At 70.1% G+C, this 16,293-nt stretch carries 12 protein-coding genes; 8 read left to right on the top strand and 4 right to left on the bottom strand.

The window, feature by feature from the left end:
• Positions 1-86 precede the first annotated feature (86 nt).
• The 3 genes from ACWGJB_RS41190 to mgrA all read left to right on the top strand — a co-directional run bounded on the left by ACWGJB_RS41190 (position 87) and on the right by mgrA (position 2,478).
• Entirely contained in the window at positions 87-881 is a 795-nt protein-coding gene (locus tag ACWGJB_RS41190; RefSeq protein WP_453385147.1) for an SDR family oxidoreductase, read from the top strand.
• Between the two features lie 22 nt (positions 882-903).
• The gene (locus ACWGJB_RS41185; protein ID WP_453385146.1) at positions 904-1,263 is read left to right on the top strand and encodes a nuclear transport factor 2 family protein; all 360 of its coding nucleotides are present in this window, start codon (positions 904-906) and stop codon (positions 1,261-1,263) included.
• 171 nt (positions 1,264-1,434) lie between these two features.
• Positions 1,435-2,478, top strand: coding sequence for an L-glyceraldehyde 3-phosphate reductase (gene mgrA / locus ACWGJB_RS41180; RefSeq protein WP_453385145.1), 1,044 nt, complete (start codon positions 1,435-1,437; stop codon positions 2,476-2,478).
• 77 nt (positions 2,479-2,555) lie between these two features.
• Here mgrA and ACWGJB_RS41175 read toward each other — a convergent pair whose 3' ends face one another.
• Entirely contained in the window at positions 2,556-3,608 is a 1,053-nt protein-coding gene (locus ACWGJB_RS41175; RefSeq protein WP_453385144.1) for a serine hydrolase domain-containing protein, read from the bottom strand.
• 261 nt (positions 3,609-3,869) lie between these two features.
• On the opposite strand from ACWGJB_RS41175, the gene ACWGJB_RS41170 reads away from it, so the two are divergent.
• The 3 genes from ACWGJB_RS41170 to ACWGJB_RS41160 all read left to right on the top strand — a co-directional run bounded on the left by ACWGJB_RS41170 (position 3,870) and on the right by ACWGJB_RS41160 (position 6,509).
• Positions 3,870-4,538 carry a response regulator gene (locus ACWGJB_RS41170; RefSeq protein WP_453385143.1) on the top strand — a complete coding sequence of 223 codons (669 nt, stop codon included), beginning with the start codon at positions 3,870-3,872 and terminating at the stop codon, positions 4,536-4,538.
• Positions 4,535-5,647 (top strand): sensor histidine kinase, encoded by a 1,113-nt coding sequence (locus ACWGJB_RS41165; protein ID WP_453385142.1) that lies wholly within the window; start codon positions 4,535-4,537, stop codon positions 5,645-5,647. Before ACWGJB_RS41170 ends, ACWGJB_RS41165 begins: the two co-directional genes overlap by 4 nt.
• A 241-nt stretch (positions 5,648-5,888) precedes the next feature.
• A complete protein-coding gene (locus ACWGJB_RS41160; protein WP_453385141.1) occupies positions 5,889-6,509 on the top strand; it encodes a histidine phosphatase family protein in 621 nt (206 codons plus the stop codon).
• 122 nt (positions 6,510-6,631) lie between these two features.
• Here the strand turns inward: ACWGJB_RS41160 and ACWGJB_RS41155 are convergent, their stop codons facing one another.
• Positions 6,632-9,430 (bottom strand): lectin, encoded by a 2,799-nt coding sequence (locus ACWGJB_RS41155; protein ID WP_453385140.1) that lies wholly within the window; start codon positions 9,428-9,430, stop codon positions 6,632-6,634.
• Between the two features lie 367 nt (positions 9,431-9,797).
• Between ACWGJB_RS41155 and ACWGJB_RS41150 the strand changes: the two genes are divergently transcribed.
• On the top strand, positions 9,798-11,267 hold the full coding sequence (locus ACWGJB_RS41150; RefSeq protein WP_453385139.1) for an FGGY-family carbohydrate kinase: 1,470 nt from the start codon (positions 9,798-9,800) through the stop codon (positions 11,265-11,267).
• 387 nt (positions 11,268-11,654) lie between these two features.
• Here ACWGJB_RS41150 and ACWGJB_RS41145 read toward each other — a convergent pair whose 3' ends face one another.
• Positions 11,655-12,809, bottom strand: coding sequence for a DUF3103 family protein (locus ACWGJB_RS41145; RefSeq protein WP_453385138.1), 1,155 nt, complete (start codon positions 12,807-12,809; stop codon positions 11,655-11,657).
• A 288-nt stretch (positions 12,810-13,097) separates the two neighbouring features.
• Positions 13,098-13,826, bottom strand: a complete 729-nt coding sequence (locus ACWGJB_RS41140) for a FadR/GntR family transcriptional regulator (protein ID WP_453385137.1) — start codon at positions 13,824-13,826, stop codon at positions 13,098-13,100.
• 673 nt (positions 13,827-14,499) lie between these two features.
• On the opposite strand from ACWGJB_RS41140, the gene ACWGJB_RS41135 reads away from it, so the two are divergent.
• Positions 14,500-16,293 (top strand): FAD-dependent oxidoreductase, encoded by a 1,794-nt coding sequence (locus ACWGJB_RS41135; RefSeq protein ID WP_453385136.1) that lies wholly within the window; start codon positions 14,500-14,502, stop codon positions 16,291-16,293.

The following is a 16,293-nucleotide window of genomic DNA, read 5'->3' as shown; positions in this document are numbered from 1 at the left end:
TGCTAAAGTCGAAGTTACTAGCTTCTATTTTAGCAGTAACGACGGGTGTGGTGCCTGCCTGACCGCGCCCGAGAACGGGACCCACCATGGCCACCCCCACCACAGCAGTCAGCGAATCACTGCAGGGCCGACGCGCCCTGGTCACCGGCGGCACGAAAGGAGTCGGCGCAGCCGTCGCCCGACGCCTGGTCCAGGCCGGCGCCACCGTGCTGGTGACCGCACGCAGCCGACCGGACGACATCGCGGCCCCGGACATGATCGCCGCAGACCTGGCCACCCCCGAGGGGGCCGCCACCGTGGTCGAGGAAGCCCTCCGCCGCCTCGGCGGCATCGACATCCTGATCAACAACCTGGGCGGCTCGGACGCGCCCTCGGGCGGATACGCGGCGCTCGACGAGGACGACTGGGCCAGGGAACTGAACGTGAACCTCCTGGCCGCCGTCCGCCTGGATCGCGGCCTGCTGCCCCGCATGATCGAGTCCGGGCGTGGCGTCATCATCCACGTCTCCTCGATCCAGCGCCGCATGCCGCTGTGGAACGGCACCCTCGCCTACGCGGCCGCCAAGGCCGCCCTGACCACCTACAGCAAGGGGCTGGCCAACGAGGTCGCCCCGCACGGTGTCCGCGTCAACACGGTCGCCCCCGGCTTCGTCCGGACCACCGCCGCCGACCACCTGGTCGCCCGTATCGCCCAGAACGCGGGCACCACCCAGGAGGCGGCCCTGAAACAGCTCATGAACTCCCTCGGAGGTATCCCCCTGGGCCGCCCCAACCGCCCCGAGGAAGTCGCCGAACTCGTCGCCTTCCTCGCCTCCGACCGCGCCTCCGCCATCGTCGGCGCCGAGCACGTCATCGACGGCGGCACCATCCCCACCGTGTGACCCCTCCCCCCAGGAAGCCACCATGCACACCGACCAGCCCCAGAACCTCGACCCCGACGCCCTCCCCGAAGTGATCACCCGCTACCTCGACGCCCACCGCGTCCGCGACACCGCCACCGCGCGCAGCGCCTTCCATCCAGGCGCCGGCGTGACCGACGACGGCAAAACCCACCGAGGAGCCGCCGCGATCGAGACCTGGCTGACCCGTACCGCCGGCGAGTACACGTACACGACCGAACTCACCGGCGTGCAGAAGGTCGGCACCGACCACTACGTCGCCACCCACCACCTCGAAGGCGACTTCCCGGGCGGCGTGGTGGACCTGCACTACCGCTTCACCCTCGGCGACGGCCTCATCGAGAACCTCGTCATCGAACCCTGACCAGCTCCCACGGCTGAGGGACCATCCACCGGGCCACGCGGCTCGCTTTGAGAAGTGACAACGATAAATCCGATGTGCGTGAGCTGTTGGACTCGGCAATCGCGCCAGGGCACAGTAGGCACGTTCGCTCCCCGAACGGCATGAAACCCCCTGTCACCTGCGGAGACCCCCATGAACCACGTCGCGGACCCCGAGCGGTACAACGGCACGATGCGCTACCGGCGCACCGGGCGCTCGGGCCTCGACCTGCCCGTCCTGTCGCTCGGCTACTGGCACAACTTCGGTGACGACCGGTCGTTCGAGAGCCAGCGGGACATCGCACTGCGCGCCTTCGACCTCGGAATCACCCACCACGACCTGGCCAACAACTACGGCCCGCCCTACGGCTCCGCCGAACTCAACTTCGGGCGACTGCTGAAGCAGGACCTCGCGCCGTACCGGGACGAGCTGGTCGTCTCCACGAAGGCCGGCTGGGACATGTGGCCCGGCCCCTACGGCCAGGGTGGGGGCTCCCGCAAGTATCTGCTGGCCTCCCTCGACCAGTCCCTGCGGCGCACGGGCCTCGACTACGTCGACATCTTCTACTCCCACCGCCTCGACGCGAGCACGCCCCTGGAGGAGACGATGGGCGCGCTCGACACCGCCGTCCGCCAAGGCAAGGCCCTGTACGTCGGGATTTCCTCCTACGACGCCGAGCGCACCCGGCAGGCCGCCGCGATCCTGCGGGAACTGGGGACGCCCCTGCTCATCCACCAGCCCTCGTACAGCATGGTGAACCGCTGGATCGAGACGGACGGGCTGCTCGACGCGGCGCAGGAGGAGGGCTTCGGCGTCATCGGGTTCACGGCGCTCGCGCAGGGCCTGCTCACGGGGCGCTACCTCGACGGCATCCCGGAGGACTCGCGGGCCGCGGCCGGCACGTCGTTCGACACGGACTGGCTGTCGGACGACATGGTGGACAGGCTCCGCGCGCTCAACGCCATCGCCCAGCGCCGGGGGCAGACCCTCGCGCAGATGGCACTCGCCTGGGCACTGCGTGACAAGCGGGTCACCTCGCTGGTCATCGGCGCGTCGCGTACCGAACAGCTCGAGCAGAACGTCGCCGCTCTGGAGAACCTGGAGTTCACCGCGGAGGAGCTGGCCGACATCGACACGTACGCCGTCGACGGCGGCGTCGACCTGTGGCACGACGCGCGGACCGGAAAGATGAACTGAGGCCGTACCTGCGTCGGCCGGCGGCGGCCGTGCCGAACGGTCTCCCCGTGCCGGTGCTGGGCCCCGCCGACGCACGGTCAGGCGAAGGCGAGCGACCGGAACGTGTTGCGGACCGGGACGAGGGATCCGTGATGCCTGGTGTAGTAACGCGTGTTGGTCAGCAGGACCGCCCAGCGACCCTGTCTGGGGGACAGCCATGCGCCTGCCGCGCCGGAGCCGTAGTGCTCCCAGATGTCGTCGGCCCCGGGGACCGCTCCCGGGGCCGGGTGCCAGAACAGTCCGCCGGCGGGGGCAAGTGCACCGGTCTGGGTGCGCAGTGACTCGTTGATCCAGGCGGTGCCGAAGCCCGGTCGGTCGGCGTCCTGTCCCGGCTGGAGCAGGTGGCGGAGGAAGGTCGCGAGGTCGGGGAGGACGGAGAACACTCCTGAGACACCGCAGACTCCGCCGAGCAGGCGCGCTGACGAGGCGTGGGCGGTACCCCTCAGGCGGGACCCCGTGAGGTCGTCGACCTCGGTCGGCGCGCAGCGGGCGGCTGACGCGCCGGGCAAGGGGCCGTAGCGGGTGCGGGTCATGCCGAGGGGCTGCCAGACTTCGGTGGCGGCGAGGTCGTCGAGGCTCTGGCCGGAGAGTTCTTCGGCGAGATAGCCGAGGACGAGGGCGGCGCGGTCGGTGTACTCCACGGCCTCCCCGGGCGGGCGACGCACGGCCTCGTGGAGGACGCCGTCGCGAATGACCTGGAGGTCGGCGCCGTACAGGTTCGACAGGTCGGTCCGGAGCGGGATGCCTGCCGTATGGGTGAGCAGGTGGCGAGTGCTCACCCGGCCCAGCGGATGACCGCGCACCTCGGACCAGAAGTCACCCAGTTGCTCGTCGAGGTGCAGCTTGCCGGCTTCGACGAGGGATCCGATGGACGACCACACCGCGAGGACCTCCGTCAGGCCTTCGACGTCGAAGACGGTGTCGTGCCGCATCGGTTCGTCGGGCTGGTCGGGATCCAGGACCCCCGGGGTACCGAGGGCCATGCTTCCGGAGCGGTCACCGACGGCCCAGACGGCACCCGGGTAGACCTTGTCGCGGACACCTTCGCCGAGGAACTGGCGGATGCGGTCGATGTCGAGCTCGAGGGCCATATGGTCTCCCGATCTGTCCTGGTCCGTGCGGTCTCCCGTCGCTCAGCGTAGTGAGACGAGCGGGGCGGTCCTGGCTGCGCCACGGCGAGCCGGGCGCGCTGTTCGCCGAGGTTGCGCGTCCGCCGCCGGGGCGGTGAGCGGGCACCGCCCGCCGACCGGCTGAGGTCGCGCCGCCAACCGGCGGGTTCTGTGGGCCGGCCGCCGGCGGGCAGCCTTTGCGGGGGTACGCATCGACCGGGGCACGCGAGGAGCGGAGCGCACATGATCCGGGTACTGGTGGTCGATGACGAGGCTTTGATCCGTACGGGTTTCACGCACATCCTCCAAACGGCGGACGACATCGAAGTCGTCGCGGCGGTACCCGGTGGCCAGGCCGTACAGGCGGTACGGGAGCTGTGCCCCGACGTCGTCCTGCTCGACATCCGGATGCCGGACGTGGACGGGCTCACGATCCTGGCCGACCTCCGCCGCATGCCGCAGCCGCCGGTGGTCGCCATGCTCACCACGTTCGACACCGACGAGTACGTGGCGACCGCCCTGCGTTCGGGCGCCGCCGGATTCCTGCTCAAGGACACCGATCCCGAGCAGCTTCCCTACCTGGTGCGTACGCTGGCCGAGGAAGGGACCGTGCTGTCGTCCAAGGTCACCCGACTGGTGGTGGGCGGCTACCTCGACAACAACGTTCGTGAGCCCACCGCCGTCCGGCTCACCGCTCGGCTCACCGAGCGTGAGCGTGCCGTGCTCGTCCTCATGGCGGAAGGACTCGCCAACAACGAGATCGGCGAGCGGCTGCACCTGAGTACCGGCACCATCAAGGGCCACGTGACCAACGTGCTCGGCAAACTGCGGGTGAGCAGTCGCGTCCAGGCGGCTCTGATCGCCGAGCGCGCGGGACTGCTCACGCACGCGCAGGACGAGGGCGCACGGTGAGCCGCCGGCAGCCGCGTGCCGCGCTCATCGACATCACTCTCGTCGGGACCGCGCTGGCGGACGCCTGGGCTCACGTCGACATCCAGGACCGGCCGACCACTGCCTGCGCGGTGCTCGGCGCCCTCGCCCTGGTACTGCGCCACCGGCTGCCCCTGACGACCTTCGTCCTCACGCTCCCCACCGGCCTGGTCACCGACGCGGTGGTCGCCCCCACGGCCGCGCTGTACACCCTGTCCTCCGTCAACCGTCACCGTTTCCTGCTGGGCGGCTGCGCGCTGCTCTACGCGATCATCGACTTCCTGCCCTGGCCTTGGTCGTCCCTCGACGCCACCGAGCTGTCCCAGACGAACAGCGTGTTCCACCTCAGCTACACGCTGGCCACCGCTGCCGCTCCCGTTTTCCTGGGCCAGCTCGTCCAGGCCCGACGCGAGCTGTCGCTGCGGCTCGCCGACATCTCGGAGGCCCGCAGGCAGGAACGGCTGCTGACCGCTCAGAGCGTGCTGGCCAAGGAGCGCGCCCAGCTGGCCCGGGAGATGCACGACGTGGTCTCCCACCAGGTCAGTCTCATCGCCGTACAGGCCGGAGCGCTCCAGGTGGGCGGCCGGGACGCCGAGACGAGACAGGCCGCGGCCACGATCCGCCGCCTGAGCGTGCAGACCCTGGACGAGCTGCGGCACATGGTGGGCGTGCTGCGGGCCTCCGGCAGCAGGCCCACGGAGCTCACCCCGCAGCCTTCGCTCGCCGACCTTGAGCACCTGCTGGAGGCCGGCGGCATCGAAGCGAAGCTGGAGATCGACGTGCCCGAGGAGCTTCCGCCCACGGTTCAGCGGGCCGTCTACCGGACCGTGCAGGAAGCGCTGACCAACGTCCGCAAACATGCCCCCGGCGCCGCCGTGACCGTCCGTATCGGGCTCAGGGAGGGTGTTCTCTGCGCCACGGTCACCAACACGGCCCCCACCCGAAGCGCACTCGCCCTGCCCAGCGCCCATCACGGCCTGGCGGGTCTGGCCCAGCGGGCGGAGCTGCTCGGCGGTACCGTCACATCCGGCCCCACGGACCAGGGTGGCTACGAGCTCCGGCTCGAACTGCCCCATGACCCCGACCGGTGAACGCCGCCGAGGCGACCGCCCGCGCGTTCGCAGGCCGCGCGCCGGGGTCCGCCCCTGCCTCGTCCTTGCGTGCTTTCCGCCCTCCGCAAGGGTGGGTCGGCCGGTCGGCGGGGTGGCTTCGGACACCTGGCGGATGGTGCTGGTGGGGGGCCTGCACCGACTGTGGAGCAGGTGAGGCACGAGGTGCCGGCAGCCGCCACACCGTCTGAAGCCACGCCCGGCCAGGAAAGAGGTAGGTCCCATGTCGATCCACCTGACGCTTCTGTGTGCGCCCGGCGGTGACCCCACTGTGGATCCGCTCCTCGGCGACGCCCATCTCAGCGACGAAGGCATGCACATGGCAGGCGCCGCGAGAGCAGTGCTCTCTCCCTGCGAGTCGGCCGTCCGGGCACCTTCGATCCGTTGCTCGGAGACTGCTGACGCCATCGGTCTCCTGGCATCGTCCGAGCCCATGCTGCGCGATCTCAACGTGGGCGGGTGGTGCGGTCGCACTGTCCGGGACATCGCCGCAACCGACCCCGCCGGGTTCACCGCCTGGCTCACGGATCCGGATGCCACGCCGCACGACGGCGAGTCCGTACGACAGCTCTGCCGCCGGTCGGCGGACTGGCTGAGCAGCGTGGCGCCGCACACGAGCCACACGGTGGCCATCACGGAAGCAGCCGTCATGCGGGCCGTGCTCATCGATGCTCTGGCCGTACCGGCAAGAGCGTTCTGGCATCTCGCGGTGCCACCCCTGTGCGCGGTCTTCCTCACCTGGCAGAACGGCTACTGGGACGTCCAGTTCGGTGGCGTCTCGCCCCAGGAGCCCCGGCGTCGGCTTCTCTCCCAGCGAGCGACGCTCGCGACGGGCAGGGCCTGACCAGCGCAGTCCTCGGTTCTTGCCGAACGCGTTCCCGTGGGTCCCGGCCGATCGCCCTGGACCCATGGGAACGCGCCACACCGAGGCATACGAGCGGGGCTGTCAGCTCCCCCGCCGACGGCTCAGCTCGGCAGTTTCCAGTTCTGGGCCGCCGTACCGTTACAGGTGTAGAGCTGGAGCTGGGTGCCGTTCGTCGTCGAGGAGTTGGGGTCGTCCAGGCACAGCTTCGACTCGGGGTTGACCAGCGATCCGCTGGTGCCGGCGGTCCACTGCTGGGCGCCGCTGCCGTTGCAGGTCCACAGCTGGATCAGCGTGCCGTTGGTGGTCCCGCTGTGATCGGCGTCCAGACACTTGCCGAGAGCCCGGATCGTGCCGTCGCCGGCGACGATCCAGTCCTGGGCGTACGTGCTGTTGCAGCCCCAGATCTGCACGTGGGTGCCGTCGGAGGTGCCGGAAGACGCGTCGTCCACGCACAGGCCGGAGGCCACCGCCGAGGTGAGCGGACCGATCCGCGGCGTAGCCGGCGCCGTGGTGTCCCCCGCGTACGAGGGCGGAGCCGCGGTGGCCGCCGTCGCCCAGGACGTGTTGGCGCTGGTCCCGAGCGTGAAGTCGAGCGTGCCGCCGGCCGTGATCGCCGTGGTGGGGGCGTAGGCGTTGTTCCACGCCGTGCCGTTCCACGCCGCGGACTGGACGTAGGGGGCGTTGTCGGCGGCGCCGTTGCCGTTGACCGTCAGCGTCCTGCCCGAGGGAAGGGTGACCACGGCCTGTGTGAACAGCGGTGAGCCGAGGGCGAGGTCGGAGGTTCCGGGCGTCTCGGGGAACATGCCGAGCGCCGACCACACGTACCAGGCGCTCATCGCGCCGAGATCGTCGTTGCCGTCGGCCAGGCCGCCCGGGGTGTTCGACCAGATCTGGTCCTGGATCGCCCGAACCGTGCCCTGCGTCTTGTAGGGCTGCCCCGTGTAGTCGTACTCCCACGGCAGCTCGATGCTCGGCTCGTTGCCGACCCAGGCGTAGCCGTCGGCGCCGGTGTAGCTGCGCAGCACGGTGTCCAGGTAGTGGTTCATCGCCGTGTTGCCGCCCTTGGCGTGCGCCAGGCCGCCGACGTTGAACGGGACCATACCGGTGTAGATCCACGAGTCGGCCTCGACCATGTCGGTGCCGCTGGTGGGGTCGAAGCCACCGGTCCACGAGCCGCCCGCGTTTCGGGGTTCCACGAAGCCGGAGGCGGGGTTGAGCACGTTGCGCCAGTCCTGCGCGCGGTTGGCGTAGGTCCTCTGGTTGGCCGTGTCGCCGAGCGCCCCGGCCATCGCGGAGATCGCGAAGTCGGCGGTGTCGTACTCCAGGGTGGTGGCCACCGGACCGTAGAAGTTGCAGCAGCCGTAGCTGCCGTCGTGCGGCATGTATCCCGGTGAGTTCAGGTAGGCGAGACCGGGCCGGTCGTTGTTGGTCGTGCTCGCCTGCCTCACCATGTCGGCCAGGGCGGTCGTGGCGTCGAAGTTCCGGGCGCCGAAGGCGTAGTAGTCGGCGAGGATGGCGTCCGCCGGGTCACCGACCATGACGTACGACTCGCCGTTGTTCTCCGACCACTTGGGGAAGATCCCGGTCTGCGTGTAGTCGTCGACCATCGACTGCGCGGTGTCCGAGGCGGCCTGGGGAGCGACCAGGGCTTCGAGCTGGGCCTGCGAGCGGTAGATGTCCCAGCCGGAGTAGTTCGCGTACACCGCGCTGTGGCCGGCGTCCACGGTGTGTGTCTTCCCGTCGAAGCCGTAGTACTGGCCGTTGGCGTCACTGATCACGTTCGGGTGCAGCAGCGAGTGGTAGAGCGCGGTGTAGAAGCTCTGCTGCTGCGCGGCCGTTCCGCCGGAGATCTGCACCTTGCCTAGCGTGCTGTTCCACGCGTTCTGTGCCGCGGTGCGGGTCGCGTCGAAATCCCAACCGGTGTTCTCCGCGGTCCGGTTGGCGACCGCGTTGGCGACCGACACGTAGGAGATGCCGACCTTGGCCTGCACCACCGGGTTGGACGTGGTGTTGAAGGTGACGTAGCCGTTCGAGGCGGCGGCAGCGGGGGCGGCGGCACCGTCCTTGGCGGACCGCGGGGAGTTCGCGGACTTCGACTCCGAAGCGCCCGGGTTTTTTCCGTGCAGCACAGGCCTGTTGGGCTTCTCGGCGGCGTTCTTCGACGCCCTGGCCGGCGCAGCGGAAGTGGCGGTCGTGGCCTTGGCGAGCGAGCTGCCCTGTGATGCGAACGGCTGGTCGAAGACCATGTCGAAGTACACGTTGTACGTGTTTCCCGCACCGCAGAAGTGGCCGCTGGTCACCTGTCCGCTCACCTCGGTGCTCGACACCTTGGTGAACTGTGTCGAGGTGGCACCGTTCTGACTGCCCGTCAACTTGAAGATCAGGTTGGCCTGGCCGGTCGAGGGGAAGGTGAAGCGCGCCATACCGCTGCGCGTCGTGGTGGTCAGCTCTGTGGTCACCTGGTTGTTGAGCGCGACCTTGTACGATCCGGCGGACGCCGACTCGTTGGCGTGCGAGAACGCGTCCGTCGCACCGGTGTTCACGGCCCCCACCGTGGGCAGCACCGGTATGTCACCGGCCGCGCCGCAGCCGGGGCCGGCGATGTGGGTCAGGCTGAAACCGGTGATCGACGAGTCGTTGTACTCGTAGCCCCCGCCGTCGGGGCGCGACGGCGTGTCCGGGCTCCACTGCACCATGCCGAACGGGACGTCGGCCCCCGGGAAGTCGTCGGCCTGGTTCGACGTTCCGATGAACGGATTGACGAGAGTCGCCGGCGAGGTGACGAGCGCAGCCTTCCCGGCCGCCCACGCAGGCGTGCACAGCCCGGCCGCGGCAAGCGCCGCAGCGGCGAGGAGACCGATCGCCGCGGTTCCGGGAGGTCTCGACAGTCGTGTGATCACGGGGTTTGCTCCTCTACTCGGGAGTGGAGGTCCGACAACGTTGTCTCCCGCGTCGAGAACGCGACCCCGGGTGATGGTGACGCGCCGAGATTTCTTGATCGTCAGAGACTGACAACGTTGTCCAACCGTGGAGATGAGGTGCCTGAGATGTGAACGCTTCGATGGGACCCTGGGCTGTGGGCGCCCAGGAAGCACAGCGGGAACTCTCGCGAAGCTAGCCACAAGGCAGGGGCATGTCAACGACTGCTGCAAGGTCGCCGGGTACAGCTGTGACGACGTCTCCGGCAGCGGTCCGGCTGAACCGCTGCCGCCCACCGGACCGAGCGACAATCTACGGTGGCAGACCCGGCGTCAAGGGAGGAAGTACATGATCGACGTCGTCTTCGGAGTGGACGTTGGCACCTCCAGCACCAAGGGCGTGGTGGTCGACACCGCCGGCCGCATCCTGGGCGAGGCCGTACGCACTCACGTGGTCGACCGTCCCCGGCCGGGGCACGTCGAGATGGACGCACATGTGTGGTGGGACGAGTTCGTCTCGCTCGCGGCCGAGTTGCTCGATCGCGACGACGTCGCCGTCCGAGCCGTCGGAGTCAGCGGCATGGGCCCATGCACCCTCCTGGTCGACGACGCGGGAGAGCCGGTGCGTCCGGCGGTCCTGTACGGGGTGGACACCCGCGCCGAGGAACAGATCACCCGGCTGAACCGGGAGTTGGGATCGGACACCGTCTTTCGCAGGTGCGGTTCGGCGCTGTCGTCCCAGGCCGTCGGGCCGAAACTCGCCTGGATCCGCGAGCGGGAGCCCGAGGTGTGGGCACGCGCCCGCCGCCTCCTCATGCCCGCCTCGTGGCTCGCCCACCGGCTGACCGGCGCCTACGTACTGGACCTGCATTCCGCCAGCCAGTGCACCCCGCTGTTCGACATCCACGAGCAGCGCTGGATCCCCGAATGGGCCGAGCACATCGCACCCGGCATCGAACTCCCCCCGCTGCGCTGGCCGGGCGAGGAGGCCGGACGGGTGAGCACGCCCGTCGCGGGCGTCCCGGCCGGGACGCCGGTCATCGTGGGGACGATCGACGCGTGGAGCGAGGCCATCAGCGTCGGCGGCCACGGCGTCGGCGACCTGATGCTGATGTACGGCACCACGATGTTCCTGGTGAACACCGTCGACCGGCTCGTGACCAGCCCGTCGATGTGGTCCACGGCCGGCGCCCTGCCCGGCACCCGTTGCCTGGCCGGCGGTATGGCCACCTCCGGAGCAGTCACCGACTGGCTCGGGCACCTCTTCGGCGACGTCGACCTCGGCGTGCTGTTCGACGAGGCGGCCGCCTCGCCCCCGGGGGCGAACGGCCTGGTGATGCTGCCCTACTTCGCCGGGGAACGCACACCCCTCATGGACCCCGACGCCCGGGGCGTGATCGCGGGCCTGTCGCTGGGTCACACCCGGGGCGACCTGATGCGGGCGGCGCTGGAGGCCACTGCCTACGGTGTCCGGCACAACGTCGAGACGATGCTCGCGGCCGGCGCCGACATCCGGCGGATCGTCGCGGTCGGCGGCGGCACCCGGGGCGGACTGTGGCCTCGGATCGTCAGCGATGTCACCGGTCTCGAACAGATCGTCGCCCGCACGACCATCGGTGCCTGCTACGGTGCCGCCTTCCTCGCCGCCGGGCTGATCGGCCGACCGGACATCACGGCCTGGAATCCGGCGGAATCGGTGGTTCGGCCCGATCCCGCCACCGCGGCTGTCTACGACCGCCGGTTCACCCAGTACCGGGTCCTGTACGAGAACACCACCGCGGTCACCCACGCCCTGGCCCACGACCAGAACACCGCGTGAAGGATGCGCCCCGCCACGTCGCCCTGCACGCTGCCCGCCCCGTGCCGTCCGCCCCGTTCCGCGTCCGGTTCTGAAGCCGGACGGCGGCCACCTCGCGGCCGGTGGCGACCTGCGGGACCGGCGGACGCCGCGGCCGACAAAGCCGTGGATCGATGACGGCGTCGCGGCTGGGCTTCTTCCAGTCGCCGGGAAAGGGCGCCTGAGCAGGTTAAACGTCCGGCAGGCGCCCCTCTTGGTCAGTGCCGAGTACGGCTGCGCCGTGGTGTCGGGGGCATGCGGCCTCCGGCACGACGGCCGCGTCCGCGGCGCGGACCGGCTCGTTCATCGACTGCACGGACCGGCGCGTTCATCGGCGTGCGGCGGCCGGTCCGCGCTTGCCTGCGAGGTCTAGAACTCCTCGACGAAGTAGGGCTCGACGGTCATCCAGCCGTTGCCCGAGGCGCCGTTCAGCCGGCCCGAGGAATTCTGGGCAAGGGTGTACCAGGACTCCACATAGTCGGGGTCGTCGGTGAACCAGCCGTCGGGGATCGCACTCAGGACCGCGTTCACCAACGGGATGTAGGTGCCCTGGTCGGTCACGGTGAGCAGCGCCGTGGTGATCGCCTGTGCCAGGGCACGGTAGTTGGTGCCGTCGTCGTCCTCCATCATGACGACGTCGGCCAGGTTGTACTTGTAGTTCGACCAGTTGACCAGGATCTGGTTCGGGTAGTACACGGTGCCGTCGTAGTCCAGGTACGGCATGTCCACCGAGTCGACGCGCGCCGTGCCGTCCTGACCGAAGCCGGTCACCAGCGAGAACATCTCGGCGGCGCCCTTGAACCACGGCTCCTGGTCGTCGTTCACCTCGACGGCCGTGACCTTGGTCGCCCACCAGCCCGCCGTGGCGGCGTCGGCTCTGTTCGCGGCCTTGGACGGGAGGGAGGTCAGCCCCTTGTCGACGAAGGCCTTCTGCAGCACCTTCAGGCCGGCCCGGTGAGCCTTGCTGACGTCGATGTCCAGGACGTACAGCGGGCGGTCGGGGACCCGCGCGGTGTCGACGGCGTGGGCGTGGCCCTGGCTGTCGTACGCCGTGATGCTCTTGGCGTCGTCGTCGGCCGCGGCGACGGCGATCCAGGGAGTGACATCGGCGTTCAGGTGCGACCGCATGGACGGCGCGCCCAGCCGTACGCGCAGCAGCGACCCGGTCGACGCGGGCAGGCCCTTCAGGCTCGCGATGCGACGGTCCGCTGCAGAGACGGAAGCGAACAGGTTCCTGCCGTCCGCAGCGGCGGTCCTGCCCGCCAGCGCCTGGAGGTCCACGTCCTCGGTGCCGAGCGCGGCCGCACGGACCTGCTCGCGCCACTGCGGGTCGCGCAGCGAGGCGGACAGCGCCCGCGCGATCTCCTGCTCGGTCGACCGCACCGGAGACTGCCGCAACGGTGTGGCCTGGTCCCCGGTGTCCCGCCCCGGCGCGGCGATCGCGGGCTGGACGGTGCCGCCGATGACCGCGGACAGCATCACGCCGATGAGGACCCTGCGTCTCTTGCTTGATCTGCTCACCATGCTCCTTGTGTTGTTGGTCGCCGCCGCGCCCACGGTGAACGGGCGGCCGTCCTGGGGGTGATGGGCCCGGATTGCCTCGGGCTCCTGAGGGGTCGCAGCCGCGCGCCCGGTCCCGCCCCGCCGGGCGTTCACCGGGACGCGTCGACATGACCCGTACATGACAGATAGAGAAACGCGGGACGAACGGACATCCGCGCGTGATCGGGGCACGCCGAGGCCGGACCGCTTCGCCGCACACCTCGCCTCGACGGCAGCCGGCGGGCCCGCGGTCGCGGCCGGGGAGCGCGGCTACCGGGGGCTGTCGGCGGCCGGCCGGCCGCGAGGACTGCCGAGCGAACCGAGCATGATCTTCTCGGTGCCGGCCAGATACGTCTCCGCGGCGCGCCGCGCGCCTTCGCCGTCCCGGTCGACCACGGCCCTCACCACCGGCGCGAGCCGGCCCGTCGCCCGCGCCGCGTCCTCGAACGGCGCCCGCAGCGCGGCCCGTACCGGAAGGTAGGCGTTGAACAGTGTGTTCGTGAGGAGCAGATAGACCCGGTTCCCCGTGGCCCGCGCCAGTTCGCGATGCACTTCCGCGTCGGCGAGCTGGACGGCGTCGGCGTCCGGGCCGTCCGCGACCTGACGCAGCAGCTGTTCGAGCCGCCGGGCCTGTCGTTCCGTGCGCCGGTCGGCCGCGCGGCCGGCGATCAGGGTGCCGATCTGCCGCCGTACCTCGAAGACCTCCCGCAGCCAAGTGGGGTCCTGTGCGGCCAGCATCGGAAGCAGGTCGGCGCCGCCGACCCGCAGGTAGTCCAGGATGCGCGTGCCGATGCCGTGCCGGGTGCTCAGCAGCCCCGCCTGCTCCAACCGGGTCAGCGCGTGCTTCAGGGTCGTACGGGTGACCCCGTACCCGGCGGCCAGCTCCCTCTCGGGGGGCAGCAGGGATCCGGGTTCGTGCGTGCCGCTCAGGATGTCGTCACGCAGCCGTGCTTCCAGCAGGTCGACCACGGTTCGGCGCGGAATGCTTTCGACGGCCACGGAGGATCTCCCAGGCTTCGGTCCATGGTTCAGCGGCTCACTGGTCTAGTGGCCCACTGGTTCAGCGACTTCTTGGTCTAGTGGCTCAGCCACTGCTTCAGTGAAGCAGCCGCCCGACCGCCACGTCAATCACCTGATGGCACAGAGGAGTTGTGCAGGGGTACGCGCGTAGAGGACCGGGGCGCGGACGAGCGGTGGGGGCCCGGGCCCTCCTCTGGAGCCGGTCCGTCGGCGTCGTGTCGGCGTGGCACCCGTGCGTCGCCTCGTTGGGGCCGCGCCGAAGGCGACCGCCCCGTGACCACCCCGCGTCATGCCGGCCGCCTGCTGCTCACCGATCCCCCAGGATCGCGGTCGATGTCGCCACCCGCTCGATCTGCGCAGCGGTGCTGCGGCCGGGGGTACCAAGGCGGTGGACGCCTCCCTCGCACGGCATGCCCGGCGAATCCGGCTCTGCAGCCTCGTGCCGGACTACCTCCTACGGCGAGTCCCGCCGTACCGCCCGATGCTCAGCGACAGCCGCGCGTCCAGACCTCGCGGTGTGACCGGATCTTTCGTGGATCCGCCATGTCTTGGTGGATCCGCCGACCTCGCCGCCGTGCTGTTCCGCGCCGTCCGAGTCCGTCTCAGACTGACGGAGCCGGCAACGCCGCCGGATCGATGAAAGGTCAGCACGATGCCGATGTTCAACGACGGGATGTCCGAGACCGAGCTGCCGGCCGACTCGGCCGTCACGACCGACGTCGTGGTCGTCGGTTCCGGTCCCGCGGGCGCCTCCGCGGCGCTGCTGCTGGCGACGCTGGGCGTCGACACCATCATGATCACGAAGTACCGGTGGACGGCGAACACCCCCCGCGCGCACATCACCAACCAGCGCTCGATGGAGGTCTTCCGCGATCTCGGCATCGAAGGGCAGGTGCTGGCCGACGCCACGGACCACTCCCTCGTCGGCGACACGGTGTTCTGTACCAGCATCACCGGTGAGGAGATCGGCCGTATCCACACCTGGGGGACCCGGCCGGACCGTGAGGCGGACTACCGGCTGGCGTCCCCCTGCCTCACCGTGGACATCCCGCAGACGTATCTCGAGCCGATCCTGGTCCGCAACGCGGCGCAGCGTGGCGCGCAGACGCGGTTCTCCAGCGAGTACCTGTCCCACACCCAGGACGCCGACGGAGTCACCGTGCGGGTGCTGGACCGGCTCACCGGGCACGAGTACAGCATCCGCGCGAAGTACCTGATCGGCGCGGACGGTGCCCGCTCCAAGGTCGCGGCGGACATCGGTCTGCCCTTCGAGGGCGCGATGGACATCGCGGGCTCGATGAACATCACGTTCAAGGCCGACATCAGCCGCTACGTGGCCCACCGGCCGTCCGTCCTGTACTGGGTCCTCCAGCCCGGCTCGAACGTCGGCGGCATCGGCGCCGGGCTCGTGCGCATGGTGCGGCCGTGGAACGAGTGGCTGATCGTGTGGGGCTACGACATCGCCGGGGCACCCCCGGTCGTCGACGAGGCCGCTGCCGTGCAGATCGTCCGCAACCTCCTCGGCGCACCCGACCTGGAGGTGGAGATCACCGGCACCAGTCTGTGGGGCAACAACGAGATGTACGCGACCCGGCTCCAGCAGGGCCGCGTGTTCTGTGCGGGCGACGCCGTGCACCGGCACCCGCCGAGCAACGGCCTGGGCTCCAACACCTCCGTCCAGGACGCGTACAACCTCGCCTGGAAGATCGCGGCCGTACTCAAGGGGCATGCGGGAGCGGGCCTGTTGGAGACGTACACGGCAGAGCGGGCTCCCGTCGCCGAGCGCATCGTCAAGCGCGCGAACAAGTCCAGCCGCGAGTTCGTCGACATCTTCGAGGCACTGGGCGTTCTCGGCGCGCCGGACGAGGACGCGATGTCGGCCGCCATCGAGGAACGCAAGGCCAACACCCCTGCCGGGGCCGCCAAGCGGGCCGCACTGGTGCGCGCGATGGAGCTGAAGAACTACGAGTTCAACGCGCACGGTGTGGAGCTGGGCCAGCACTACACCTCGACGGCCGTCGTCTCCGACGGCAGCGAACTGCCCGTGCCCGCACGCGATGCCGATCTGTACTACGAGATGTCGACCGTCCCCGGCGCGCATCTTCCGCACGCCTGGGTCGGGGACAGCGCACAGCGTCACGCGCTGATGGACCTGGCGCCGTACGACCGTTGGACGCTGCTGACCGGCATCGCGGGCGAGGCGTGGGAGCAGGCGGCCGTGAAGGTCGGCGAGGAGTTGGGCGTCCCGCTCAAGACCGTCGTCATCGGCCCGGGCCGCGAAGTGACCGACCTCTACTACGACTGGGCCAAGCTGCGCGAGATCGACGAGAGCGGTGTGCTGCTGGTGCGGCCCGACAAGCACATCGCGTGGCGGGCCATGGACCTGCCCGAGAACCCCGAGGACCAGCTGCGTGCTGCTCTGCTCTCCGTCCTGGGAAGGGACTAG

It is taken from the genome of Streptomyces sp. NPDC054813, assembly GCF_053611365.1.
This window is presented reverse-complemented; position numbering and strand designations above follow the sequence as displayed.

What these genes read in the sequence shown, in the direction of transcription:
- ACWGJB_RS41190 (WP_453385147.1), top strand. Translation starts at nt 87, where the DNA reads ATGGCCACCCCCACCACAGCAGTCAGCGAATCACTGCAGGGCCGACGC.
- ACWGJB_RS41185 (WP_453385146.1), top strand. Translation starts at nt 904, where the DNA reads ATGCACACCGACCAGCCCCAGAACCTCGACCCCGACGCCCTCCCCGAA.
- mgrA (WP_453385145.1), top strand. Translation starts at nt 1,435, where the DNA reads ATGAACCACGTCGCGGACCCCGAGCGGTACAACGGCACGATGCGCTAC.
- ACWGJB_RS41175 (WP_453385144.1), bottom strand. Translation starts at nt 3,608, where the DNA reads ATGGCCCTCGAGCTCGACATCGACCGCATCCGCCAGTTCCTCGGCGAA.
- ACWGJB_RS41170 (WP_453385143.1), top strand. Translation starts at nt 3,870, where the DNA reads ATGATCCGGGTACTGGTGGTCGATGACGAGGCTTTGATCCGTACGGGT.
- ACWGJB_RS41160 (WP_453385141.1), top strand. Translation starts at nt 5,889, where the DNA reads ATGTCGATCCACCTGACGCTTCTGTGTGCGCCCGGCGGTGACCCCACT.
- ACWGJB_RS41150 (WP_453385139.1), top strand. Translation starts at nt 9,798, where the DNA reads ATGATCGACGTCGTCTTCGGAGTGGACGTTGGCACCTCCAGCACCAAG.
- ACWGJB_RS41145 (WP_453385138.1), bottom strand. Translation starts at nt 12,809, where the DNA reads ATGGTGAGCAGATCAAGCAAGAGACGCAGGGTCCTCATCGGCGTGATG.
- ACWGJB_RS41135 (WP_453385136.1), top strand. Translation starts at nt 14,500, where the DNA reads ATGCCGATGTTCAACGACGGGATGTCCGAGACCGAGCTGCCGGCCGAC.